We start from the raw sequence: 16,125 nt of genomic DNA, 5'->3' as shown, positions 1-16,125 counted from the left end.
AACCCTCCTTCTCTGGAGTCAAAATTAAGCGAGAGTAGACCTGTTATGAAGAGCCATTTACGCTATTCTCTCTGTACCACTTTACAAAGGCCGAAACTGCCATGGCGAAGCGCTCTACCGCAATCGAGATGCTGCTGCCTCAACACGACAAGGGCGTTCCGGCCTATCGCTGGCTGTACAGCTCGCTGCGCGATGAGATCCTCGAAGGCCGCCTTCGCCCAGGAACCAGGCTTCCCGCAACACGCGATCTCGCCAGCCAGTACAAGCTCTCACGCGGCACCATCGTCACCGCATTCGAAGAGCTGAAGGCCGAAGGCTACGTCGAAGGCAGCATCGGCTCCGGGACCTACGTCAGCAAAGTGCTGCCGGAAGAGTTGCTCGAAGTGAGGCGCGAAACAGCACGAAGGTCCGCGCCCCAGCAACAGACACGCCGCCGGCTTACCGACTACGGAAAGCTAGTGCAGCCGTTCCCTAACTTTCCCAATCGCGCCACACGCGCCTTTCGCGCAAACCTTCCCGCAGTCGATCTGTTTCCTGTAACGCTATGGGCGCAGCTCGCTAACCGCCGACTCAGACGCACGTCGGTCGGCCTGCTGACTGGCACCGATGCTTTAGGTTACCCGCCACTGCGTGAGGCCATCGCTCACTACCTCACCACCTCACGCGGAGCCGTCTGCACCGCCGAGCAGGTCATCGTCCTCTCCGGCGTACAGGAAGCGCTCGATCTGTCGGCACGGCTGTTGCTCAATCCCGGCGATCGGGTCTGCATGGAAGATCCCGGCTACTTCGGTGCGACGAAGATCTTCGAGGCAATGCGGGCGAAGATCTGCCCGCTCGCAGTGGACAAGGAAGGCATGAAGCTTCCGGGCGCGCGGCATCACGGAGCGCGGCTCGTCTACACCACGCCGGCGCACCAGGCCCCGCTCGGCATGACGATGAGCCTGCCGCGAAGACTCGCGCTGCTCGAATGGGCCCGGAGGTCCGGCACGCTGATCTTCGAGGACGACTACGACGGCGAATACCGCTACTCTGGCCGCCCAGTTCCTGTATTGCAGGGACTCGACCAGAACGGCGTTGTGTTGCTGGCCGGTAGCTTCAGCAAGGTCCTGTTTCCCTCGCTACGGCTGGGATACATGGTGGTTCCGTTGGATCTGGTGGACCGATTCGCTGCGGCGAAGTCGCTCATCAACCGCCACTCCGCGCTATTGGAACAGACCGTACTGTGCGACTTCATCGCAGAGGGGCATCTCGGCCGCCACCTCAGGCGGATGCGCGAGGTTTACTCGGAGCGGCTTGGGGTGCTGCTCGAGAATGGCAAACGCAACCTTGCGGGGCTCCTGAAGATCTCCGAGATCGAGGCCGGCCTGCAGACCGTTGGCTGGCTCAGGCCGGGCGTCAACGGGCGCGAGGCCGCAGAGGCTGCGTGGAAGCGTGGGCTCGAGGTGATCTCGATTCCCGGCCTCTACTCCCGAAATAAACAAGGCAAGGAGCGCCGAACAACGAAGCCCAACGAGCAGGAAGGGCTGCAATTGGGCTTTGCCGCAATCGACGAAAGAGAGATCAAACGCGGCGTTGAAGAGCTGGCACGCGTGCTCGAAACCATGCCGCAAGCAGTGGAGAGACTGACGGGCTGATCAGGCAGTCGGCGCCGAAGTGCTCAGTGCCGCTTCGATGTTCGCGTTCACTTCGGCATGGGCAAACTCAGCGGCCACGCGAATGCCGTTCATGATCGCCTTCTCGTTCGACGATCCATGCCCGACGATGCACACGCCGCGAACTCCCAGCAGCGGAGCGCCTCCGTACTCCGAGTAGTCGAGCCGCTTCTTGAAGTCCTCGAAGGCGCGGCGGGAGAGCAACGCGCCTACCTGTGAGGTAACGGTCGACTTCAAACTCTCACGCAGCGACGAGCTGAACAGCTTCGCCGCGCCTTCGATGCTCTTCAGCGTGACGTTGCCCACAAAGCCGTCGCAGACAGAAACATCGGTGTGGCCGTTGAACAGGTCGCGCCCCTCAACATTGCCGATGAAGTTGATCCCCTGAAGCGCGCGCAGCAGCGGCAGCGTGTCGCGAGTCAGCGCATTGCCTTTGGAATCCTCCTCGCCGATCGAGAGCAGCCCGACGCGAGGATTCGGAATCTTCAGCACGTTCTTCGCATACATGTGCCCCATCACCGCGAACTGCACGAGGTTGTCCGGATCGGAGTCCACATTGGCCCCAACGTCGAGCAGCAGCGAAGGAACGCCGCGCACCGTCGGAATGATCGTCGCCAGCGCCGGCCGGTCGATGCCCGACAACATGCCCAGCACCATCTTGGCCGTAGCCATCGCCGCACCGGTATTGCCCGCGGTGAAGAAACCCGCAGCCTTGCCCGGCCCTGATGGCCCGTGGTGATGTCCGTGGTGGCCGTGATGTGGAGCCGAGGACGGCGCCAGTCCCTCGCGGACCATCTTCAGCCCAACCCGCATCGAGGAGTCGCGCTTGGTCCGAACCGCCTGAGCGGCCTTGTCGTCCATCGTGATCCACTCCGACGCAGGAACAATGAAGACGGGGAGATGCTGTCCATGAAGATGTTGGCGAAGGATTGGGCGCAGAACGTCCTCGGGCCCAGCGAGGTGGACCCGGACGTCAAGCTGACGCGCAGCCAGAATGGCCCCGCGAATCTCTGGTTCGGGGGCCCTATCGGAACCCATCGCGTCTACGACGATGTCAATTGGCATCTTGAAGACGATAACAGGGTTGCTGTGGGATGGTTAGCTGGCTTCCTTGGTTACAAGGACGTCACGGCCCTTGTACGTGCCGCACTTCTTGCAGGCGCGATGAGGAAGCTTGCGCTCGTGGCAGTTCGGGCACTCGGAGAGGCCGGCCGGCGTAAGGAAGTCGTGGCTGCGGCGCTTGGCAGTCCGTTGCTTGGAGTGGCGCCGTTTTGGATTAGGCATTGCAGTATCCCTTTCAGTCGCGCCCGGCGGCCAGGCGCAAGGCGAGGGCGACGGTGCAAAAAAACTTGGCTTAGTGCTTGAGCTCGAGCTTGCCGGCGAGATCCGCAAGTGTGTTCCAGCGTGGATCGCTCGGCGACTCCCCACAGGAACAGGTTGCGTTATTCAGATTCTGGCCACAGCGCGGGCAAAGCCCTTTGCAGTCCGGTTTGCAGAGAGTGCGGCTCGGCAGGGAGAGTAACACCTGCTCGCGAACCACATCCTCGAGCAAAAGACCGCTCCCCTGATAATACCCGATTTCGGTCTCCTCCGGGGTAATTGCATGCTCGCCGGGGTTCTCGTCCACCTCGGCAGGCCGGAAGAGCAGGTCGAACTCCCCTGAGAGCGCCTGGGGCACCGGCTCGACGCAGCGGGCGCACAGAATCTCAAAGTCGCCCTTGTACCCGGCCCGCAGGCGGATGTCGTTGACATCCCCTTCAGGCCCACGGTGTTCGACGATCAGGTCAGCCTCTCCGGTCACAGGCATCGGGCTCACCTGGCGAACGTCGGGGGCATAGTCAAGCGTTCCGGGGGAGATTGTCTCGTCAATCGTTAGGGGCTCATCGACGAGTTGAATCGGAGTAATCAGCACACTGTTAAGCGTAAGCACGTCCACGCTGCAGGTCAAATAGGCGAACTAGACGTGCGCGATGCGAGGCAGCAGTTTGCCGGTGTGTGCGCGATAGTTCGTATAGATTGAGCCGAATTCGGACTCGAGGATCCGCTCCTCACGCCCGGCCTTGGCATTGAAGAAGATGATCGCGGAGAAGAATCCCAGGACCGCTCCGAGCGCCCCCGAGATGAGCACCGTGCCAGCCATCGCAATCAGCAATCCCGTGTAGAGCGGGTGTCTCACATACGCGTAAGGACCTGCCGTGATGAGCTGGTGGTGGTCCTGAATGATCACCCTCCCGCTCCAGTTGCTGCCGAGCACATCGCGCGCCCAGGCTGAGAACGCAAGCCCGGCGACTGTAAGGCAGAAACCGGCCATCGCAAGGGCTCTGCTCACATGAAGCGGCGCAGCAAGGTAAGAGAGGTGACTACGAGGAAAGAAGATCAGCAACGCAGCAAGCAACAGCCACATGCGCTCCAGCGAGAAGATGTGGAAGCCGCCATCACGCTTGACCTGGACTGGACGATATCTCGCCGCAAAGTAGAGCGCGAAGACCATCCACAGCGTATTCGCTTCATTCCAGAGAATCAGATTTGCCATAACGATCTCCTTGGTTGAATCAGTACTCGAAGTCAGTCCTCTTGAATCTTCGTCATCAGCCCAGCGATCCACTTACGTTCCTCCGCCACCTCGCTCGCGACGTAATCGAAGGTCCTCGCCGGCCATCCTGTCAGGGCGTGCGCTCCGGCGATATGCTCCAGCCGTTCGAGCCTTCCAGCAAGATACGCATCCCGCAGTCGAAGTATCCGCTCGCGGTCCACGGGCTCTATTTCGCTGAAGAGCCCGACGCGGAGTCGGAAGGCGTTCTCGTTGGCAGCATCGGCTTCGGAGAACTCATTGAGCCTCGCGGTCAGCGCCTGTCGGCCCGCAGCCGTAAGCTCGTAGAGAAGGCGCGTCTGTCCGCGTTCTCCGTCGGCCTCGCGCTGCGTGATCCATCCGCTCTTCAAAAAGCGGTTGAGCAGCGGATAGACGGTATTGTTATGAAGCTGTCCCTGCGAGGTGAACATGGCAGCGTCCTGCTTGAGGCGGTATCCGTGCTTTGGACCTTCGAGCAACAGGCTCAGAATTATTATGTCATTCATTACAGTGTCAATATTTACCTATTTGCCGGAGTTGTCAATGAAAAAGTTCGTCCCCCTCACCGTTCTGTTGACTGCTTCCTTCGCTCCAGCGCAGACAAGCGCGCGGCCCTCGGCACATCCCAACCTGGGCGGCACGTGGAAGCTGAATGCCGCACAGAGTGACTTCGGAAGCGTCCCTCCGCCGATCCGGCAGGTTGAGGTCGTCACGCAGGCGGGCGATGAGTTTGCCATTGCCGTCACGCTCGAGCGCGAAGAGACCCGCCAGAACTACACGCTGCGCTTCCAGGCGGGAGGCGAGGCCATGCCGCTTGCCAACGGTTCCTTTCCTGACGACGCTCCGTTTCGCATCCTGAGCGTGAAGGGTGAGTGGCAGGGTTCGACGCTGGTCGTAACCCAGAAGGTCAGCTTTCAGGGCTCAGAAGGCACCGTTACGGCCCGCTACACGGTCTCTTCGGACGGCAAGGTGCTCCGCAAGGAGACGCACGTCAGTATGAGCGCGGGCGAATTTGACACGAAGACCGTCTACAACAAGCAGTAGCTATGAGCTTCGGCAGACGAGCGGTTCTAAGATGCCTGGTGAAAGAGCCGGATGCCGGCGATTCCGGCGGCTCCGGCTTCGAGGCACAGGGAGGCATTCTCGTGGGTGACTCCACCGAGCGCGTAGACCGGAACAGGCGCTGCTGCGAGGCAGGCCGCCTTCAGGGCTTCCAGGCCCGCAGCCTGAGTGACGACCTCGCCTTCGATCGTCTTGCCGAAGACCGGCGCGAACAGGATGGCGTCGACCTGACTGGCGCGGGCCTGCTCGACCTCCGCGAGGGTGTGGCACGAGATGCTGATGACGGGTGCGGGGAGCCTGGCCTCGGCGTAGAGACGGCGAATCTCGACCGGCGTGGTGGCTGGGCGCGGCGTCAGGTGGACCCCGTGGGCTGCGACCGCCAGCGCTACTTCGACGTTGGAGTTGATGAGCAGGCGGGTGGGGCGGGGCGGGGCGTGTTCGGCCCGGACGGCTTCAAGGACCTGGCGGGCGAGTGAGGCGAGGGCTTCGGCGGGCAGGTCCTTTTCCCGGAGCTGGATGAGGTCGATGCCCTGCTGCGTCCAGAGGGCGGCCTGCCGGACGAGGGCGGCCTGATGCTCGGCCTCGCCGCCGGTCCAGAGGGTTCGGTCCGTGATCGCGCAGCGGAGCATGCCGATAAGTGTAACGAGAGAAAAGTCGGGGCATCGCAGCAGGCCGGGAGACTCATCTCTGTGTGGTAGGTTTTAGGTAGGGGAACCGCGTCAACGATAACGAGACTGGCCCCCGATGCGCTTACGGCGCACGAGTCTGGAGCTTATGGGTAGTGTGTACGATCTGATCGTCATCGGGTCCGGTCCGGCCGGGCAGCGCGCCGCCATTTATGCCTCGAAGCTGGGCAAGAAGGTGGCCCTGGTAGAGATGCGCGAGGTGGTGGGAGGTGTGTCGATCAACACCGGGACCATCCCTTCGAAGACGATGCGCGAAGCCGTGCTTCATCTTTCGGGCTATAACTACAAGTCGATCTACGGGATGAACTACCGGGTCAAGGAAAAGATCACCATGGCGGACCTGGCGTTCCGCGTGCAGCATGTGATCAAGACCGAGATCGACGTGACCGAGGCGCAACTCTCGCGGAACAACATTGAGATGTTGACCGGCGTGGCGAGCTTCGAGGGCCCGAACCACGTCAAGGTGACGAACTCGAAGGGCTCGACGGTCTACGAAACAGCCAACGTGCTGATTGGGACGGGGACCAAGCCCGCGACCTCGCCCAAAGTTCCCATCAACGGCAAGACGATCATCAACAGCGACCTTGTGCTGGACCTCGTGAACCTGCCGAAGACCATGATCGTGGTCGGCGGCGGCGTGATCGGGGTGGAGTACACGTGCATGTTTGCCGCTCTGGGCGTACGCGTGACCCTGATTGAACGCCGGCCAAAACTGCTGGAGTTTGCCGACCAGGAGATCATTGAGGCGCTGAGCTACCACCTGCGCGATTCCCGCGTGACCATGCGGTTGAACGAAGAAGTGGAGAGCGTCGAAGAGACTACCGACTGTTCCGTTGTGGCGAACCTCGAGAGCAAGAAGAAGGTCCAGGGTGACGCGCTGCTGTATGCCGTAGGCCGACAGGGCAACGTGGACGAGCTGAACCTGCCCGCGGTAGGGATCGAGGCGGACAAGCGTGGCCGCATTCCGGTGGACAAGGACTTCCGGACGAAGACTCCGAACATCTTCGCCGTGGGCGACGTGATCGGGTTCCCGTCGCTGGCCTCGGTCTCGATGGAGCAGGGCCGGATTGCGGCGGCGCGGGCGTTTGGGGACGAGACGGTTCTTTCCAACCCGAGCTTTTATCCGTACGGCATTTATACGATCCCGGAGATCAGCTTTATTGGCAAAACCGAGGAACAGCTTACCGAAGAGGACGTCCCCTACGAAGTGGGAGTGGCATATTATCGCGAGATTGCGCGAGGCCAGATTCGCGGCGACACGACGGGCAGGCTGAAGCTGATCTTCCACCGTGAGAACCACTCGATCCTCGGAGTGCACGTCATAGGCGAGGGAGCCAGCGAACTGCTACACATTGGACAGGCCGTCATGGCGCTCGGCGGGACGATTGAATATTTCGTGGATACGGTATTCAACTACCCAACGCTCGCGGAATGTTATAAAGTGGCGGCTTTCAACGGATTGAACCGCGTGAGCAAGTTCGAATAGCTTTTCACGCGGCCGAAGCCGGTCCATGTGAGGCGGATGAGCAATGGCAAAGTCGATTGGGGTCACGCTTTCGGAACAGATTCTGGCCGGGCTTGTGGTGGACCATAAGCTCGTGGGAGAGTTGCAGCGCTTTCCGGCGGATGAGGACGACATCGGGGCGCTGATCGAGATGCCGACCGACACCCTGGTCCAGACGATCTGCGACGAGATTCTCCGCTTGGCCAATGGCGATAAGGACATCGCGGCTGTGGGAGTCGCGGTGCCTGGCCTGGTAAAGAACGGTGTCATCGAGGAGGCCCCGAACCTGCCGCAGTTGAAGGGCGCGCGGATCGAGGACCTGCTGAGTGCGCAGTTGAGGCAGCAAGGCATCGGAGCGCCGGTGACGATTCTGAACGACGCCGACGGGGTAGCGGCAGGCCTCGCCGCCAAACACGGCAAGCTGGACACGATGCTCCGGGTGTGGACGCTGGGAGTCGGCATCGGCTTCGGGCTGTATCCTTTTGCGCCGGGCGTCTGGGAGGGCGGGCACACGATCATCACTCTCGACGAGAAGGAGCGGTTCTGTGGCTGCGGCGGGCGCGGGCATCTGGAGGGCGTGATGGGCCACAGGGCCATGCGGCTGCGCTTCCTCGACATGGAGCCGGAAGAGGTCTTTGAGGCCGCGAAGAAGGGCGACCAGCGCTGCCTCGATTTCAAACGGCTGTGGCACAAGGCGCTGGCCGCGGCCACTGCGACCTCAGTCCACATGGCCGGGCCGGGCAAATTCTTCCTCACCGGCTTCAACGTGCACTTCGTCGATCTGCCGATGTTGCGCGACTACATGCAGCAGATGGTGAAGATGAGCCCGCTCCAGGGCTACTCGATCGAGGTCGTCGAGGAGAGCCCCGAGACGCGGGTCATCGGGTCGGTGGTCACGGCGGAGCAGGCGGCCGGTCGTAGAGCGACCGCGGATTTGGTTGGATGAACACGGATTTGTCTTGTAGATCGTTGCGCAACAGGGCATCTGCGATCATCCGTGTCAATCGGTGGTCGGGTGTCATCGCTGGCAGGTGGGGCAGAAGTGGGTGCTTCGCCCTCCGATGACGATGCGCTCGATGGGCGTGCCGCAGGTGCGGCAGGGCTCTCCGGTGCGTGAGTAGACGTAGTGGTGAAGCTGGAAGAATCCGGCGACGCCGTCGGCGTCCACGTAATCGGAGACCGATGAACCGCCCAGCTTGATGGCCTTCTTCAGAACTTTGACAAGCGCGGCGCGGAGGCGGGTGAGTTCGGCGCGGGTGAGGCGGCCGGCGTGCCGGCGCGGGCGGATTCCTGCGTGGAAGAGCGCCTCGTCGGCGTAGATGTTGCCGACGCCATGCAGCAGGCTCTGGTTGAGCAGCGCGGCCTTGATGGGGGTCTTGCGATTGCGAAAGAGCGCGATGAAATCTTCAAGCGGGATGGTGAGCGGCTCGCTCCCTGGCCCCGTGTAGGCTGCGTCCTGAACGGAGAGGCGGCCGAAGCGCCTGGCATCGACGAAGCGCAGCTCCTGTCCGCCGCTCAGCTTAAGGATGGCGTGCGTGTGCGGCGGAATGGGGGTCTCAGGTGCGGAGACGAGCAGGCGTCCGGTCATGCCGAGGTGGATGATGAACTGCGCGGGGCCTGAGGTGCGCGCGAGGTCGGCGACGACTGTCTTACCGACGCGATGGACGCGCTCGATACGCGCTCCGGTGAGGGTCTCGGCGATGGTCTCGGGCGAGGACTTGAAGGTCTGGGGCTTGTTGCTGGTCCAGACTGAGCGAATCGCCTGACCGCGTATGCGGGCGTGAACGCCGTTCGCAATGGTTTCAACTTCGGGTAGTTCCGGCATGCATTTCGAGTATAGGTCGGCACGGGCAAGGTTTTAGCTGACGTTCTATGGCGAGGCTCACTATACTTTCCTCCACTATGAGAAAGCCTTCGTTGGTGTGTGTGTTGATGGGAAGTCTGGTTGCTGGTCTGCCTCTCGCAGCTATGTCGCAGACGTTGCTGGTTGCTAATCAGCACGATCAGAGCCTTAGCCTGATCGATCCGGTTGCCGGTAAGCAGATCTTCGCGATCAAGGTTGGTGGTGTAACTGGGCACGAGGTTGTGGCAACTCCGGATGGCAAGACGGCGTTTGTGCCGATCTATGGCGACTCCGGCGTGGGGCGGCCGGGGACGGATGGGCAGGTCGTCTCCGTCATCGACCTCGCGAGCAGAAAGATCACCGGCAGGATCGACTTCGGCCACGGCGTACGGCCGCATTGCGTCGTCTACGACCCCAACAACGGCATGCTCTATGTGACGACTGAGTTGGACAAGACGGTGAGCATTATCGATCCGAAGTCGCTGAAGATTGTCGGCAGTATACCTACGGGGCAGGAACAGTCGCACATGCTGGTGCTTTCAAAAGACGGCAAGCGAGGCTATACGGCGAACGTGGGGCCGGGGACGGTGTCGGTGCTCGACATGGTGGGGCGCAAGACGATTGCGGTGATTCCTGTCTCAGGGATGACGCAGCGCATCTCGATGTCGCGTGATGGAAGCATGGTGTTTACGGCGGACCAGACGAAGCCGCAATTGGCTGTGATCGACACGGCGACGAACAAGGTGAGGTCGTGGGTCGCGCTGCCATTTGTCGGTTATGGCACAGCCACGACTCCCGATGGCCGCTGGCTGCTGGTCTGCCTGCGACAGAACGGCAAAGTGTCCGTGGTCGATCTGAAGACGATGCAGGTGGCGCGGACACTGGACGTGCCGAGCATGCCGAGCGAGGTTCTGGTGAGTCCGGATGGCAGGACGGCGTATGTGTCGTGCTCAGGCAAAGATCAGGTTGCCGCCATCGACCTGCAGCAATGGAAGGTGAGCAAGTTGATCGATGCAGGCAAGGACGCCGACGGTCTCGCGTGGGTGCGTTGAGCTAGTGGCTCACCAGGCGCAGCACCGGCAACAGGCTTGAGTAGTCGTCGGTCCATGGGCGCACTCCTGGCTGGGGAGCGATCGGCGTCGCCGCCGCAGCAATCTCCGGCTTGAGGAAGAAGGCAGGATCGGCGGTCATCAGAATCCACTCAGCGCGGAATTCGCCGTTCACCTCGTTGGGCTGAGTATCGATCGCGCGCGCCTGCATACTTGCCGCGTCAGCCAGTTGCGCCAGTTCAGGAGCGAGGTCGAGGTACTGGTTGGAGACGTGAAACGCCAGCACCCCGCCCGGAGCAAGGTGACGCCGGTAGAGTTCGAGCGCCTGCGTCGTCAGCAGATGGAGCGGGATCGCGTCGCCGGAAAAGGCATCGACGACGAACACGTCGAAGCCCTGTGGAGGCTCGCCGGCCAGCGACGTGCGGGCGTCGCCTTCAGCGAAGGTGATGCTGGCGGACGAGTCGCGCAGGTAGGTGAAGAGGTTCTGCGCGATGGGCCGTACTGCCGGGTTGAGTTCATAGAAGCGGAAGCGGTCACCTGGGCGTCCGTAGACCGCGAGGGTTCCGGCTCCGAGTCCGACGACTCCCACGTGGCGCGCGCGGCCATCGCAGCAGTGGCGCAGAACAAGTCCAACGCCGGAGTCCTTCGCGTAGTAGGTCGTAGGGAGCCTGTCGAACTCGGGCGCGAAGATCTGCGAGCCGTGCTGAATGGCTCCGTTGAGCAGCGTGCGAATTGGCACATGCTGCTCCGGCATGTCCTTCTGGGTCACGCGGAGGGATCCGTAGAAGTTGCGCGTCTCGACGAGGGCCTGGCGCGAATAGACGGTACGCAGCATCAGGGCCAGCGCGAGCAGCAGCACCGTGCCGGTGGCCCACAGCAGGCGCTGCGTCCTGCCGTCGTTCCAGGTCACCACAAGCGCGAGAGCAGCCGTGGCAAGAAACGCAAGGGCGAGGTCGTAGTTGGCGGCAAAGAGCAGCGGACAGGCGATGCCGATGAAGAATGTCCCCGCGGCTCCTCCGGCTGCGACCAGCAGGTAGAAGAGCGTCGTCTGGGAGGCCCGCTGCGGACGTAGGGCGTAGGCCTCGGCGTGGCAGAAGAAGCAGGCGACGAAGCACTCAAGCAGGAAGAAGAGGATGCTGAGGTCGATGGGAAGGCTGAAGTCGGCCTTCGAGAGGGCGTATCCGAGGCTTGCAAGCATGACGATCAGAAGCCTCGTGACGACGCCGCGCCGGTAGAGTGACGGCCTCTCAAATGCGGCGATGAATGTGACGAGGTAGACGGCGAGCGGCAGCACCCAGAGCAGCGGGATGGCGGCGATATTCATCGTCAGATGACTGGTAACAGAGCTCAACTGCATCGCCGCAGCCATGGGGAGCAGAAACCAGAGCCACTTCTGTCGCGTTGAGGCTGGTGGCGCTTCAACCGCACCTTTCGCTGCGACGGCTGCAGCCGCGCGAATCTTAGTCAGAAGCAGCGCCGAGGACACCGCGAAGACGACGAACCCCAGCCTCCACAGCACGCGCTGGTGGTAGAGCGTCAGGTGTGGCTCAATCAGCGATGGGTACGCAAGCAGCGCCAAAAGAGACCCGGCGTTCGAGAGGGCAAAGAGCCTGTACCAGACACCTCGCTCATTTGTGCTCATGAGCGATTCGCTGCGGTAGAGCCACAGCTGCAACAAGGGGCTGGTCGAGGCGAGCAGCAGGAACGGCAGCCCGATGGTCAGGGTCAGGAACACGAAAACGGTTGCGACAGGATGTGTGGCTCCTCCGGCAGTCCCCGGCCGCAGCGCCTCCGAGAGAATCGTCTGGATAGCGGCAGCGGCCAGCAGTGCCAGATGGACTCCTCGCTGCGCGCCCGCCGCGAGCCTTGAGACCCAGTGCGCGTACAGATATCCGGCGAGCAGCACGGCCTGAAAGAAGACGAGGCAGGTAATCCATACCGCCGAAGAGCCTCCGAGACCCGGCAGCAGCTGCCGCGCCGCGATGGGTTCGACGGCAAATAGCAGGAAGGCCGAGAGTGCGGCGACCGTGCCGTACAACAGACGAGATGAGCGCATGGAGACCGGGAACAACCTCACGAGCATACCCTGCCCTGCCCCGCGATTCTCGCAAAAAACCTCAGCCTGTACGCTCGAGCGGCCCAGGCGTCTTCCCTGCCTGTGGACTCTGCAGGGATAAGGGCCCGAAATTCGTACTCTCCCTGAACACGATATGATGCTAGATGGTGTGCCTGGTCAGCCTGCACGCCTTCCTGTTCAGGATCCATCCTCTTTGGAGACATATTCGTCGTGAGTCAACGCAAATCAGCGGTCATTCTGGGTGCCCAGTGGGGCGATGAGGGCAAAGGCAAGATTGTGGATGTGCTGTCGGAGAGGTTCTCCGTCGTGGCGCGCTATGCGGGCGGCCACAACGCCGGCCACACGGTCATCATCAAGGGCAAGAAGTTCGTCCTGCAGTTGATCCCCTGCGGCGTCCTGCGGCCGGAGACCAAGGGCGTAATCGGCAACGGCGTGGTGCTGGACCCGATGGCCTTTCTGAGCGAGGTGAAGAAGCTGAAGGACGCTGGTCTGCCAGTGGACGGGCAACTCTTCGTCTCCAATCGCGCGCAGGTGATTCTTCCCTATCACCGCATGATCGAGCTGGCGGCGGAGAACGCTCCCGGACGCACAAAGATAGGCACGACCAGCCGCGGCATCGGCCCGGCCTATGAGGACAAAATGCACCGTAGCGGGTTGCGCGTCGTTGACCTGCTGAACTCGGCGCTGCTGCGCACGCACATCGAGAACGCCTGCCACGAGAAGAACACCATCGCGCATGCGCTGTTCGGCACCGAGCCGCTCGACCCGAAGACGATGTATGAGGAGTACTCCCGCGCCGCGGAGCAGGTGGCTCCGTTTGTGACCGACACCGCCGTACTCCTGAACAATGAGCTGCGCAACGGCGGCAAGGTGATGTTCGAGGGAGCGCAGGGCGCGCTGCTGGACATCGACCATGGGACGTATCCGTTCGTGACCTCGTCGTCGGCTACGGCCGGCGGAGCCGTGACGGGAACGGGCGTAGGACCGACCGCGATCGGCACCGTGATCGGAGTGACCAAGGCCTATGTGACGCGCGTCGGAGAAGGCCCCTTCCCGACCGAGATCCACGACAACTCGGCCGATCTGCTGCGTGCGCGCGGCCAGGAGTACGGTGCTGTGACAGGCCGCCCGCGGCGCTGCGGCTGGCTCGACCTGCCGCTGCTGCGCTACAGCAACATGATCAACTCGACCGAGTGGCTTGTCGTCACCAAGATGGACGTGCTCGATGAGTGCGAGGAGATCCCGGTCTGCACGCACTACAAGGTCGACGGCAAGCTGACCGAAGTCATCCCGGCAGACATGCGCGGATTCGACACGATCGAGCCGGTCTACACGAAGCTGAAGGGCTGGAAGACCTCGACGGCGGGAATCACTGAGTTCGACAAGCTGCCGCCGCTCGCGCAGGAGTACTTGCACTTCCTCGAGAAGGAGTCCGGCGCGAAGATCGGCATGGTTTCGACCGGGCCGGATCGCGACCACACCATTACGCTTCCCGGCTTCGAAGCGGCGCTGGAGGCATAGGGCATGATCAGCTTTACAGTCCGCTCGACCTTCGACGCCAGGGACCGCGACGAGGTGGCCGAGATCCTGCAGAAGCTTACGGCCGCCTCCCGCCAGGAGCCCGGCTGCGTGAGCTATATCCCGCATTTCGTTGAGGACTCGTCTACGATCGTGATCTACGAGCAGTACGTGGACGAGGCGGCGCTGGAGCATCACCGCAACTCGCCTCACTTCCGCCGGTACGCCACCGGCGCACTTTACCTGAAGACACGTGACCGGCAAGTCGAGAACCTGACCTCCCTCTGCTAAATACCCTGCAATCCTGAGGTACAACGAAAGTTGTTTTGACACTGTGGCGGAACCGGTCTACTATCCGGTACGCCATGGTGAACCGTGTGAGGTCGAATCGCGCTCTTGTTGTCGTGGCCATCGCTCTCTGCAGCCTGGTTGCAGGAGGAGCAGGAACTCCTCGCGCCTTCGCGGCACCTCAGCATCACGAGAAGAAACACGACGTGAAGAAGCAGGTTGAGATCCTTGAGGAGAAGTGGCGCACGGTGCTGCTGACAGGCGACTACGCGGCCATGGACAAGATGCTCGCCGACGATTTCATCGGAATCTCGATGTCTGGCCAGCTGAACACCAAGGCCCAGCAACTGGAGCGCGTCCGCACCCGCAAGTTTGTGATCTCCAGGCTCGAGTTGAGCGACATGAAGGTGAAGCTGGTCGACTCGGTGGCCATCGTCACCTCGGTTGCCGACCTCGAAGGCACCAATGAAGGCGTCTCGGTCAAAGGCCAGTACCGCTATACGCGAATCTACCGGCGAGTCCCCTCCGACGGATGGAAGGTTACAAGTTTTGAGGCCACGCGCATTGCGCCTCATCGGAATAGGACCAACCAGTCCAGCGGGATCGCGATGCCGCCTGCCGGAGCGGAACCCTTGGGTCCAGGAAGCAACTGAGAGTCGGACGCACTGCAAAATGGAAAGGCCCTGTCATCCATCAGGGCCTTTCTTATCGTCGCTTTGCTCGTCTGTGGATGAATTTTGTCCGCGTCTATACGGCTCGAGGTGGTTTGGTCGCAATCGACTCCGAGGTGGCGACGAGGCTCTGTGGGTTGCAAGGCAGATTCAGAGCAAGAAGTCTGCGATAGAGGGAGCGTGTGGTTCCGGTCAGACGTGCGTCCTCGGACTCATGGGGAAACAGCGGTTGGGGACACGGCGGCGGCGCGCCAGCCCGACGGGCTTGAGTAGATACGAGATACGGTCGAGGCTCAGCTCCTCGCCTGCCAAACGGGGCCTGCAAGGAGGAGAAGCCGGGGCGATCAGAAGCAGGTGCAGAGCGGGGTAGATTGCTCATTGTCCTTCCTCCCATGCGGTAAGCTTTCAACCGGCATTTCTGTACTAGGACGGACTTCGACTGTATTTGCGTTGCATCATTGTGCCATGAATCCTGCGTGAATCCTATCCCAAGTTACATCCAGCGCCTCTGGCAGCACGCGTGTCTCTGCGGTCACAGTCATGAAGTTGGTGTCTCCAATCCAGCGCGGGAGCGAGTGCAGATGGATATGCCCGGCGATCCCGGCACCGGCGGCCTCGCCGAGATTCATCCCTAGATTGATTCCATTGGGGCTGTAGACGCGGTTGAGCACCTCCTCAGTGCGCTGGGTCAGCCGCATCAGTTCCTGGGCCGCATCGGCGGGCAGTTTGGCGAGCGAATCGATGTGCTGGTAGGGCGTCACCAGCATGTGTCCTGTGGAGTAAGGGTAGGCGTTGAGGCAGATGAAGCAGAACTTCCCGCGATGGACGATGCGCGCGGCCTTCTCCGCGATCTCCGGCTGCATGCCGTGCGTGATGGCGTAATCGGTTGCGGCGACCATGTTGCAGAAGACACAATGCTTGTCCTCAGCGGCCGGCCAGGCGCTCAACTCAGGGGGCACTCCGGTGCGTGATTGCGGGTCTGACCGGGTGATGTAGGCATAGCGCCACGGAGTCCAGAGACGATCCATATATCGCGGAGTATAAATGGCGTTCTTCCACCATCGATGCATGAACGGGTCTTCATTCAGCTTGAGACTGCATGCAAACCTGTCCACTGCGTCATGACGTGGCGGTTAAAATGCTCGTGTTTACCGGCGTTCGGTTGACGTACGGGAGACGAAGTTCTATCGTTAATAGGTGAGCCAC

At 61.8% G+C, this 16,125-nt stretch carries 17 protein-coding genes; 8 read left to right on the top strand and 9 right to left on the bottom strand.

Annotation, left to right across the window (positions count from 1 at the left end; genetic code table 11):
- Nucleotides 1-101: 101 nt before the first annotated feature.
- The gene (gene pdxR / locus OHL16_RS15165) at nucleotides 102-1,634 is read left to right on the top strand and encodes a MocR-like pyridoxine biosynthesis transcription factor PdxR (protein ID WP_263368029.1); all 1,533 of its coding nucleotides are present in this window, start codon (nucleotides 102-104) and stop codon (nucleotides 1,632-1,634) included.
- Here the strand turns inward: pdxR and plsX are convergent, their stop codons facing one another.
- The 5 genes from plsX to OHL16_RS15140 form a co-directional block, all read right to left on the bottom strand.
- Nucleotides 1,635-2,717, bottom strand: coding sequence for a phosphate acyltransferase PlsX (gene plsX, locus OHL16_RS15160; protein ID WP_263368028.1), 1,083 nt, complete (start codon nucleotides 2,715-2,717; stop codon nucleotides 1,635-1,637).
- A 33-nt stretch (nucleotides 2,718-2,750) separates the two neighbouring features.
- Nucleotides 2,751-2,936 (bottom strand): 50S ribosomal protein L32, encoded by a 186-nt coding sequence (rpmF, locus tag OHL16_RS15155; protein WP_263368027.1) that lies wholly within the window; start codon nucleotides 2,934-2,936, stop codon nucleotides 2,751-2,753.
- A gap of 70 nt (nucleotides 2,937-3,006) precedes the next feature.
- Nucleotides 3,007-3,582, bottom strand: a complete 576-nt coding sequence (locus OHL16_RS15150; RefSeq protein WP_263368026.1) for a YceD family protein — start codon at nucleotides 3,580-3,582, stop codon at nucleotides 3,007-3,009.
- A gap of 27 nt (nucleotides 3,583-3,609) precedes the next feature.
- The gene (locus tag OHL16_RS15145) at nucleotides 3,610-4,185 is read right to left on the bottom strand and encodes a methyltransferase family protein (RefSeq protein ID WP_263368025.1); all 576 of its coding nucleotides are present in this window, start codon (nucleotides 4,183-4,185) and stop codon (nucleotides 3,610-3,612) included.
- 32 nt (nucleotides 4,186-4,217) lie between these two features.
- Entirely contained in the window at nucleotides 4,218-4,727 is a 510-nt protein-coding gene (locus OHL16_RS15140) for a PadR family transcriptional regulator (protein ID WP_263368024.1), read from the bottom strand.
- A 37-nt stretch (nucleotides 4,728-4,764) separates the two neighbouring features.
- On the opposite strand from OHL16_RS15140, the gene OHL16_RS15135 reads away from it, so the two are divergent.
- Nucleotides 4,765-5,265, top strand: a complete 501-nt coding sequence (locus OHL16_RS15135; protein WP_263368023.1) for a hypothetical protein — start codon at nucleotides 4,765-4,767, stop codon at nucleotides 5,263-5,265.
- 26 nt (nucleotides 5,266-5,291) lie between these two features.
- Here the strand turns inward: OHL16_RS15135 and OHL16_RS15130 are convergent, their stop codons facing one another.
- A complete protein-coding gene (locus tag OHL16_RS15130) occupies nucleotides 5,292-5,912 on the bottom strand; it encodes a thiamine phosphate synthase (protein WP_263368022.1) in 621 nt (206 codons plus the stop codon).
- 145 nt (nucleotides 5,913-6,057) lie between these two features.
- Between OHL16_RS15130 and sthA the strand changes: the two genes are divergently transcribed.
- A complete protein-coding gene (sthA, locus tag OHL16_RS15125; protein WP_263368496.1) occupies nucleotides 6,058-7,455 on the top strand; it encodes a Si-specific NAD(P)(+) transhydrogenase in 1,398 nt (465 codons plus the stop codon).
- Nucleotides 7,456-7,498: 43 nt separating this feature from the next.
- A complete protein-coding gene (locus OHL16_RS15120) occupies nucleotides 7,499-8,419 on the top strand; it encodes an ROK family protein (RefSeq protein WP_263368021.1) in 921 nt (306 codons plus the stop codon).
- A gap of 72 nt (nucleotides 8,420-8,491) precedes the next feature.
- Here the strand turns inward: OHL16_RS15120 and mutM are convergent, their stop codons facing one another.
- Nucleotides 8,492-9,298, bottom strand: a complete 807-nt coding sequence (gene mutM, locus OHL16_RS15115; protein WP_263368020.1) for a bifunctional DNA-formamidopyrimidine glycosylase/DNA-(apurinic or apyrimidinic site) lyase — start codon at nucleotides 9,296-9,298, stop codon at nucleotides 8,492-8,494.
- Nucleotides 9,299-9,405: 107 nt separating this feature from the next.
- Between mutM and OHL16_RS15110 the strand changes: the two genes are divergently transcribed.
- Nucleotides 9,406-10,368, top strand: a complete 963-nt coding sequence (locus OHL16_RS15110; protein WP_263368019.1) for a YncE family protein — start codon at nucleotides 9,406-9,408, stop codon at nucleotides 10,366-10,368.
- Between the two features lies 1 nt (nucleotide 10,369).
- Here OHL16_RS15110 and OHL16_RS15105 read toward each other — a convergent pair whose 3' ends face one another.
- Nucleotides 10,370-12,421, bottom strand: coding sequence for a spermidine synthase (locus OHL16_RS15105; protein WP_263368018.1), 2,052 nt, complete (start codon nucleotides 12,419-12,421; stop codon nucleotides 10,370-10,372).
- Between the two features lie 231 nt (nucleotides 12,422-12,652).
- On the opposite strand from OHL16_RS15105, the gene OHL16_RS15100 reads away from it, so the two are divergent.
- From OHL16_RS15100 to OHL16_RS15090, 3 genes are all read left to right on the top strand, one after another.
- Nucleotides 12,653-13,963 (top strand): adenylosuccinate synthase, encoded by a 1,311-nt coding sequence (locus OHL16_RS15100; RefSeq protein WP_263368017.1) that lies wholly within the window; start codon nucleotides 12,653-12,655, stop codon nucleotides 13,961-13,963.
- A 3-nt stretch (nucleotides 13,964-13,966) separates the two neighbouring features.
- Complete coding sequence (locus tag OHL16_RS15095; RefSeq protein ID WP_263368016.1) at nucleotides 13,967-14,251, top strand: putative quinol monooxygenase; 285 nt, start codon at nucleotides 13,967-13,969, stop codon at nucleotides 14,249-14,251.
- An 86-nt stretch (nucleotides 14,252-14,337) separates the two neighbouring features.
- Nucleotides 14,338-14,901 (top strand): nuclear transport factor 2 family protein, encoded by a 564-nt coding sequence (locus OHL16_RS15090; RefSeq protein ID WP_263368015.1) that lies wholly within the window; start codon nucleotides 14,338-14,340, stop codon nucleotides 14,899-14,901.
- 473 nt (nucleotides 14,902-15,374) lie between these two features.
- Here the strand turns inward: OHL16_RS15090 and OHL16_RS15085 are convergent, their stop codons facing one another.
- Nucleotides 15,375-15,989: an HIT family protein gene (locus tag OHL16_RS15085; RefSeq protein WP_317891074.1), complete on the bottom strand. Its 615-nt coding sequence runs from the start codon at nucleotides 15,987-15,989 to the stop codon at nucleotides 15,375-15,377.
- Nucleotides 15,990-16,125: the final 136 nt, after the last annotated feature.

It is taken from the genome of Edaphobacter bradus, from assembly GCF_025685645.1.
Lineage (GTDB): Bacteria > Acidobacteriota > Terriglobia > Terriglobales > Acidobacteriaceae > Edaphobacter > Edaphobacter bradus.
The sequence above is the reverse complement of the archived record's forward strand: the minus strand, read 5'-3'. Positions and strand labels throughout refer to the sequence as shown.

Coding starts and splice junctions, on each gene's coding strand:
- OHL16_RS15095 (WP_263368016.1), top strand. CDS start 13,967: ATGATCAGCTTTACAGTCCGCTCGACCTTCGACGCCAGGGACCGCGAC.
- OHL16_RS15085 (WP_317891074.1), bottom strand. CDS start 15,989: ATGCATCGATGGTGGAAGAACGCCATTTATACTCCGCGATATATGGAT.
- OHL16_RS15140 (WP_263368024.1), bottom strand. CDS start 4,727: ATGAATGACATAATAATTCTGAGCCTGTTGCTCGAAGGTCCAAAGCAC.
- OHL16_RS15110 (WP_263368019.1), top strand. CDS start 9,406: ATGGGAAGTCTGGTTGCTGGTCTGCCTCTCGCAGCTATGTCGCAGACG.
- rpmF (WP_263368027.1), bottom strand. CDS start 2,936: ATGCCTAATCCAAAACGGCGCCACTCCAAGCAACGGACTGCCAAGCGC.
- OHL16_RS15105 (WP_263368018.1), bottom strand. CDS start 12,421: ATGCGCTCATCTCGTCTGTTGTACGGCACGGTCGCCGCACTCTCGGCC.
- sthA (WP_263368496.1), top strand. CDS start 6,058: ATGGGTAGTGTGTACGATCTGATCGTCATCGGGTCCGGTCCGGCCGGG.
- OHL16_RS15130 (WP_263368022.1), bottom strand. CDS start 5,912: ATGCTCCGCTGCGCGATCACGGACCGAACCCTCTGGACCGGCGGCGAG.
- mutM (WP_263368020.1), bottom strand. CDS start 9,298: ATGCCGGAACTACCCGAAGTTGAAACCATTGCGAACGGCGTTCACGCC.
- OHL16_RS15145 (WP_263368025.1), bottom strand. CDS start 4,185: ATGGCAAATCTGATTCTCTGGAATGAAGCGAATACGCTGTGGATGGTC.
- pdxR (WP_263368029.1), top strand. CDS start 102: ATGGCGAAGCGCTCTACCGCAATCGAGATGCTGCTGCCTCAACACGAC.
- plsX (WP_263368028.1), bottom strand. CDS start 2,717: ATGCCAATTGACATCGTCGTAGACGCGATGGGTTCCGATAGGGCCCCC.
- OHL16_RS15135 (WP_263368023.1), top strand. CDS start 4,765: ATGAAAAAGTTCGTCCCCCTCACCGTTCTGTTGACTGCTTCCTTCGCT.
- OHL16_RS15120 (WP_263368021.1), top strand. CDS start 7,499: ATGGCAAAGTCGATTGGGGTCACGCTTTCGGAACAGATTCTGGCCGGG.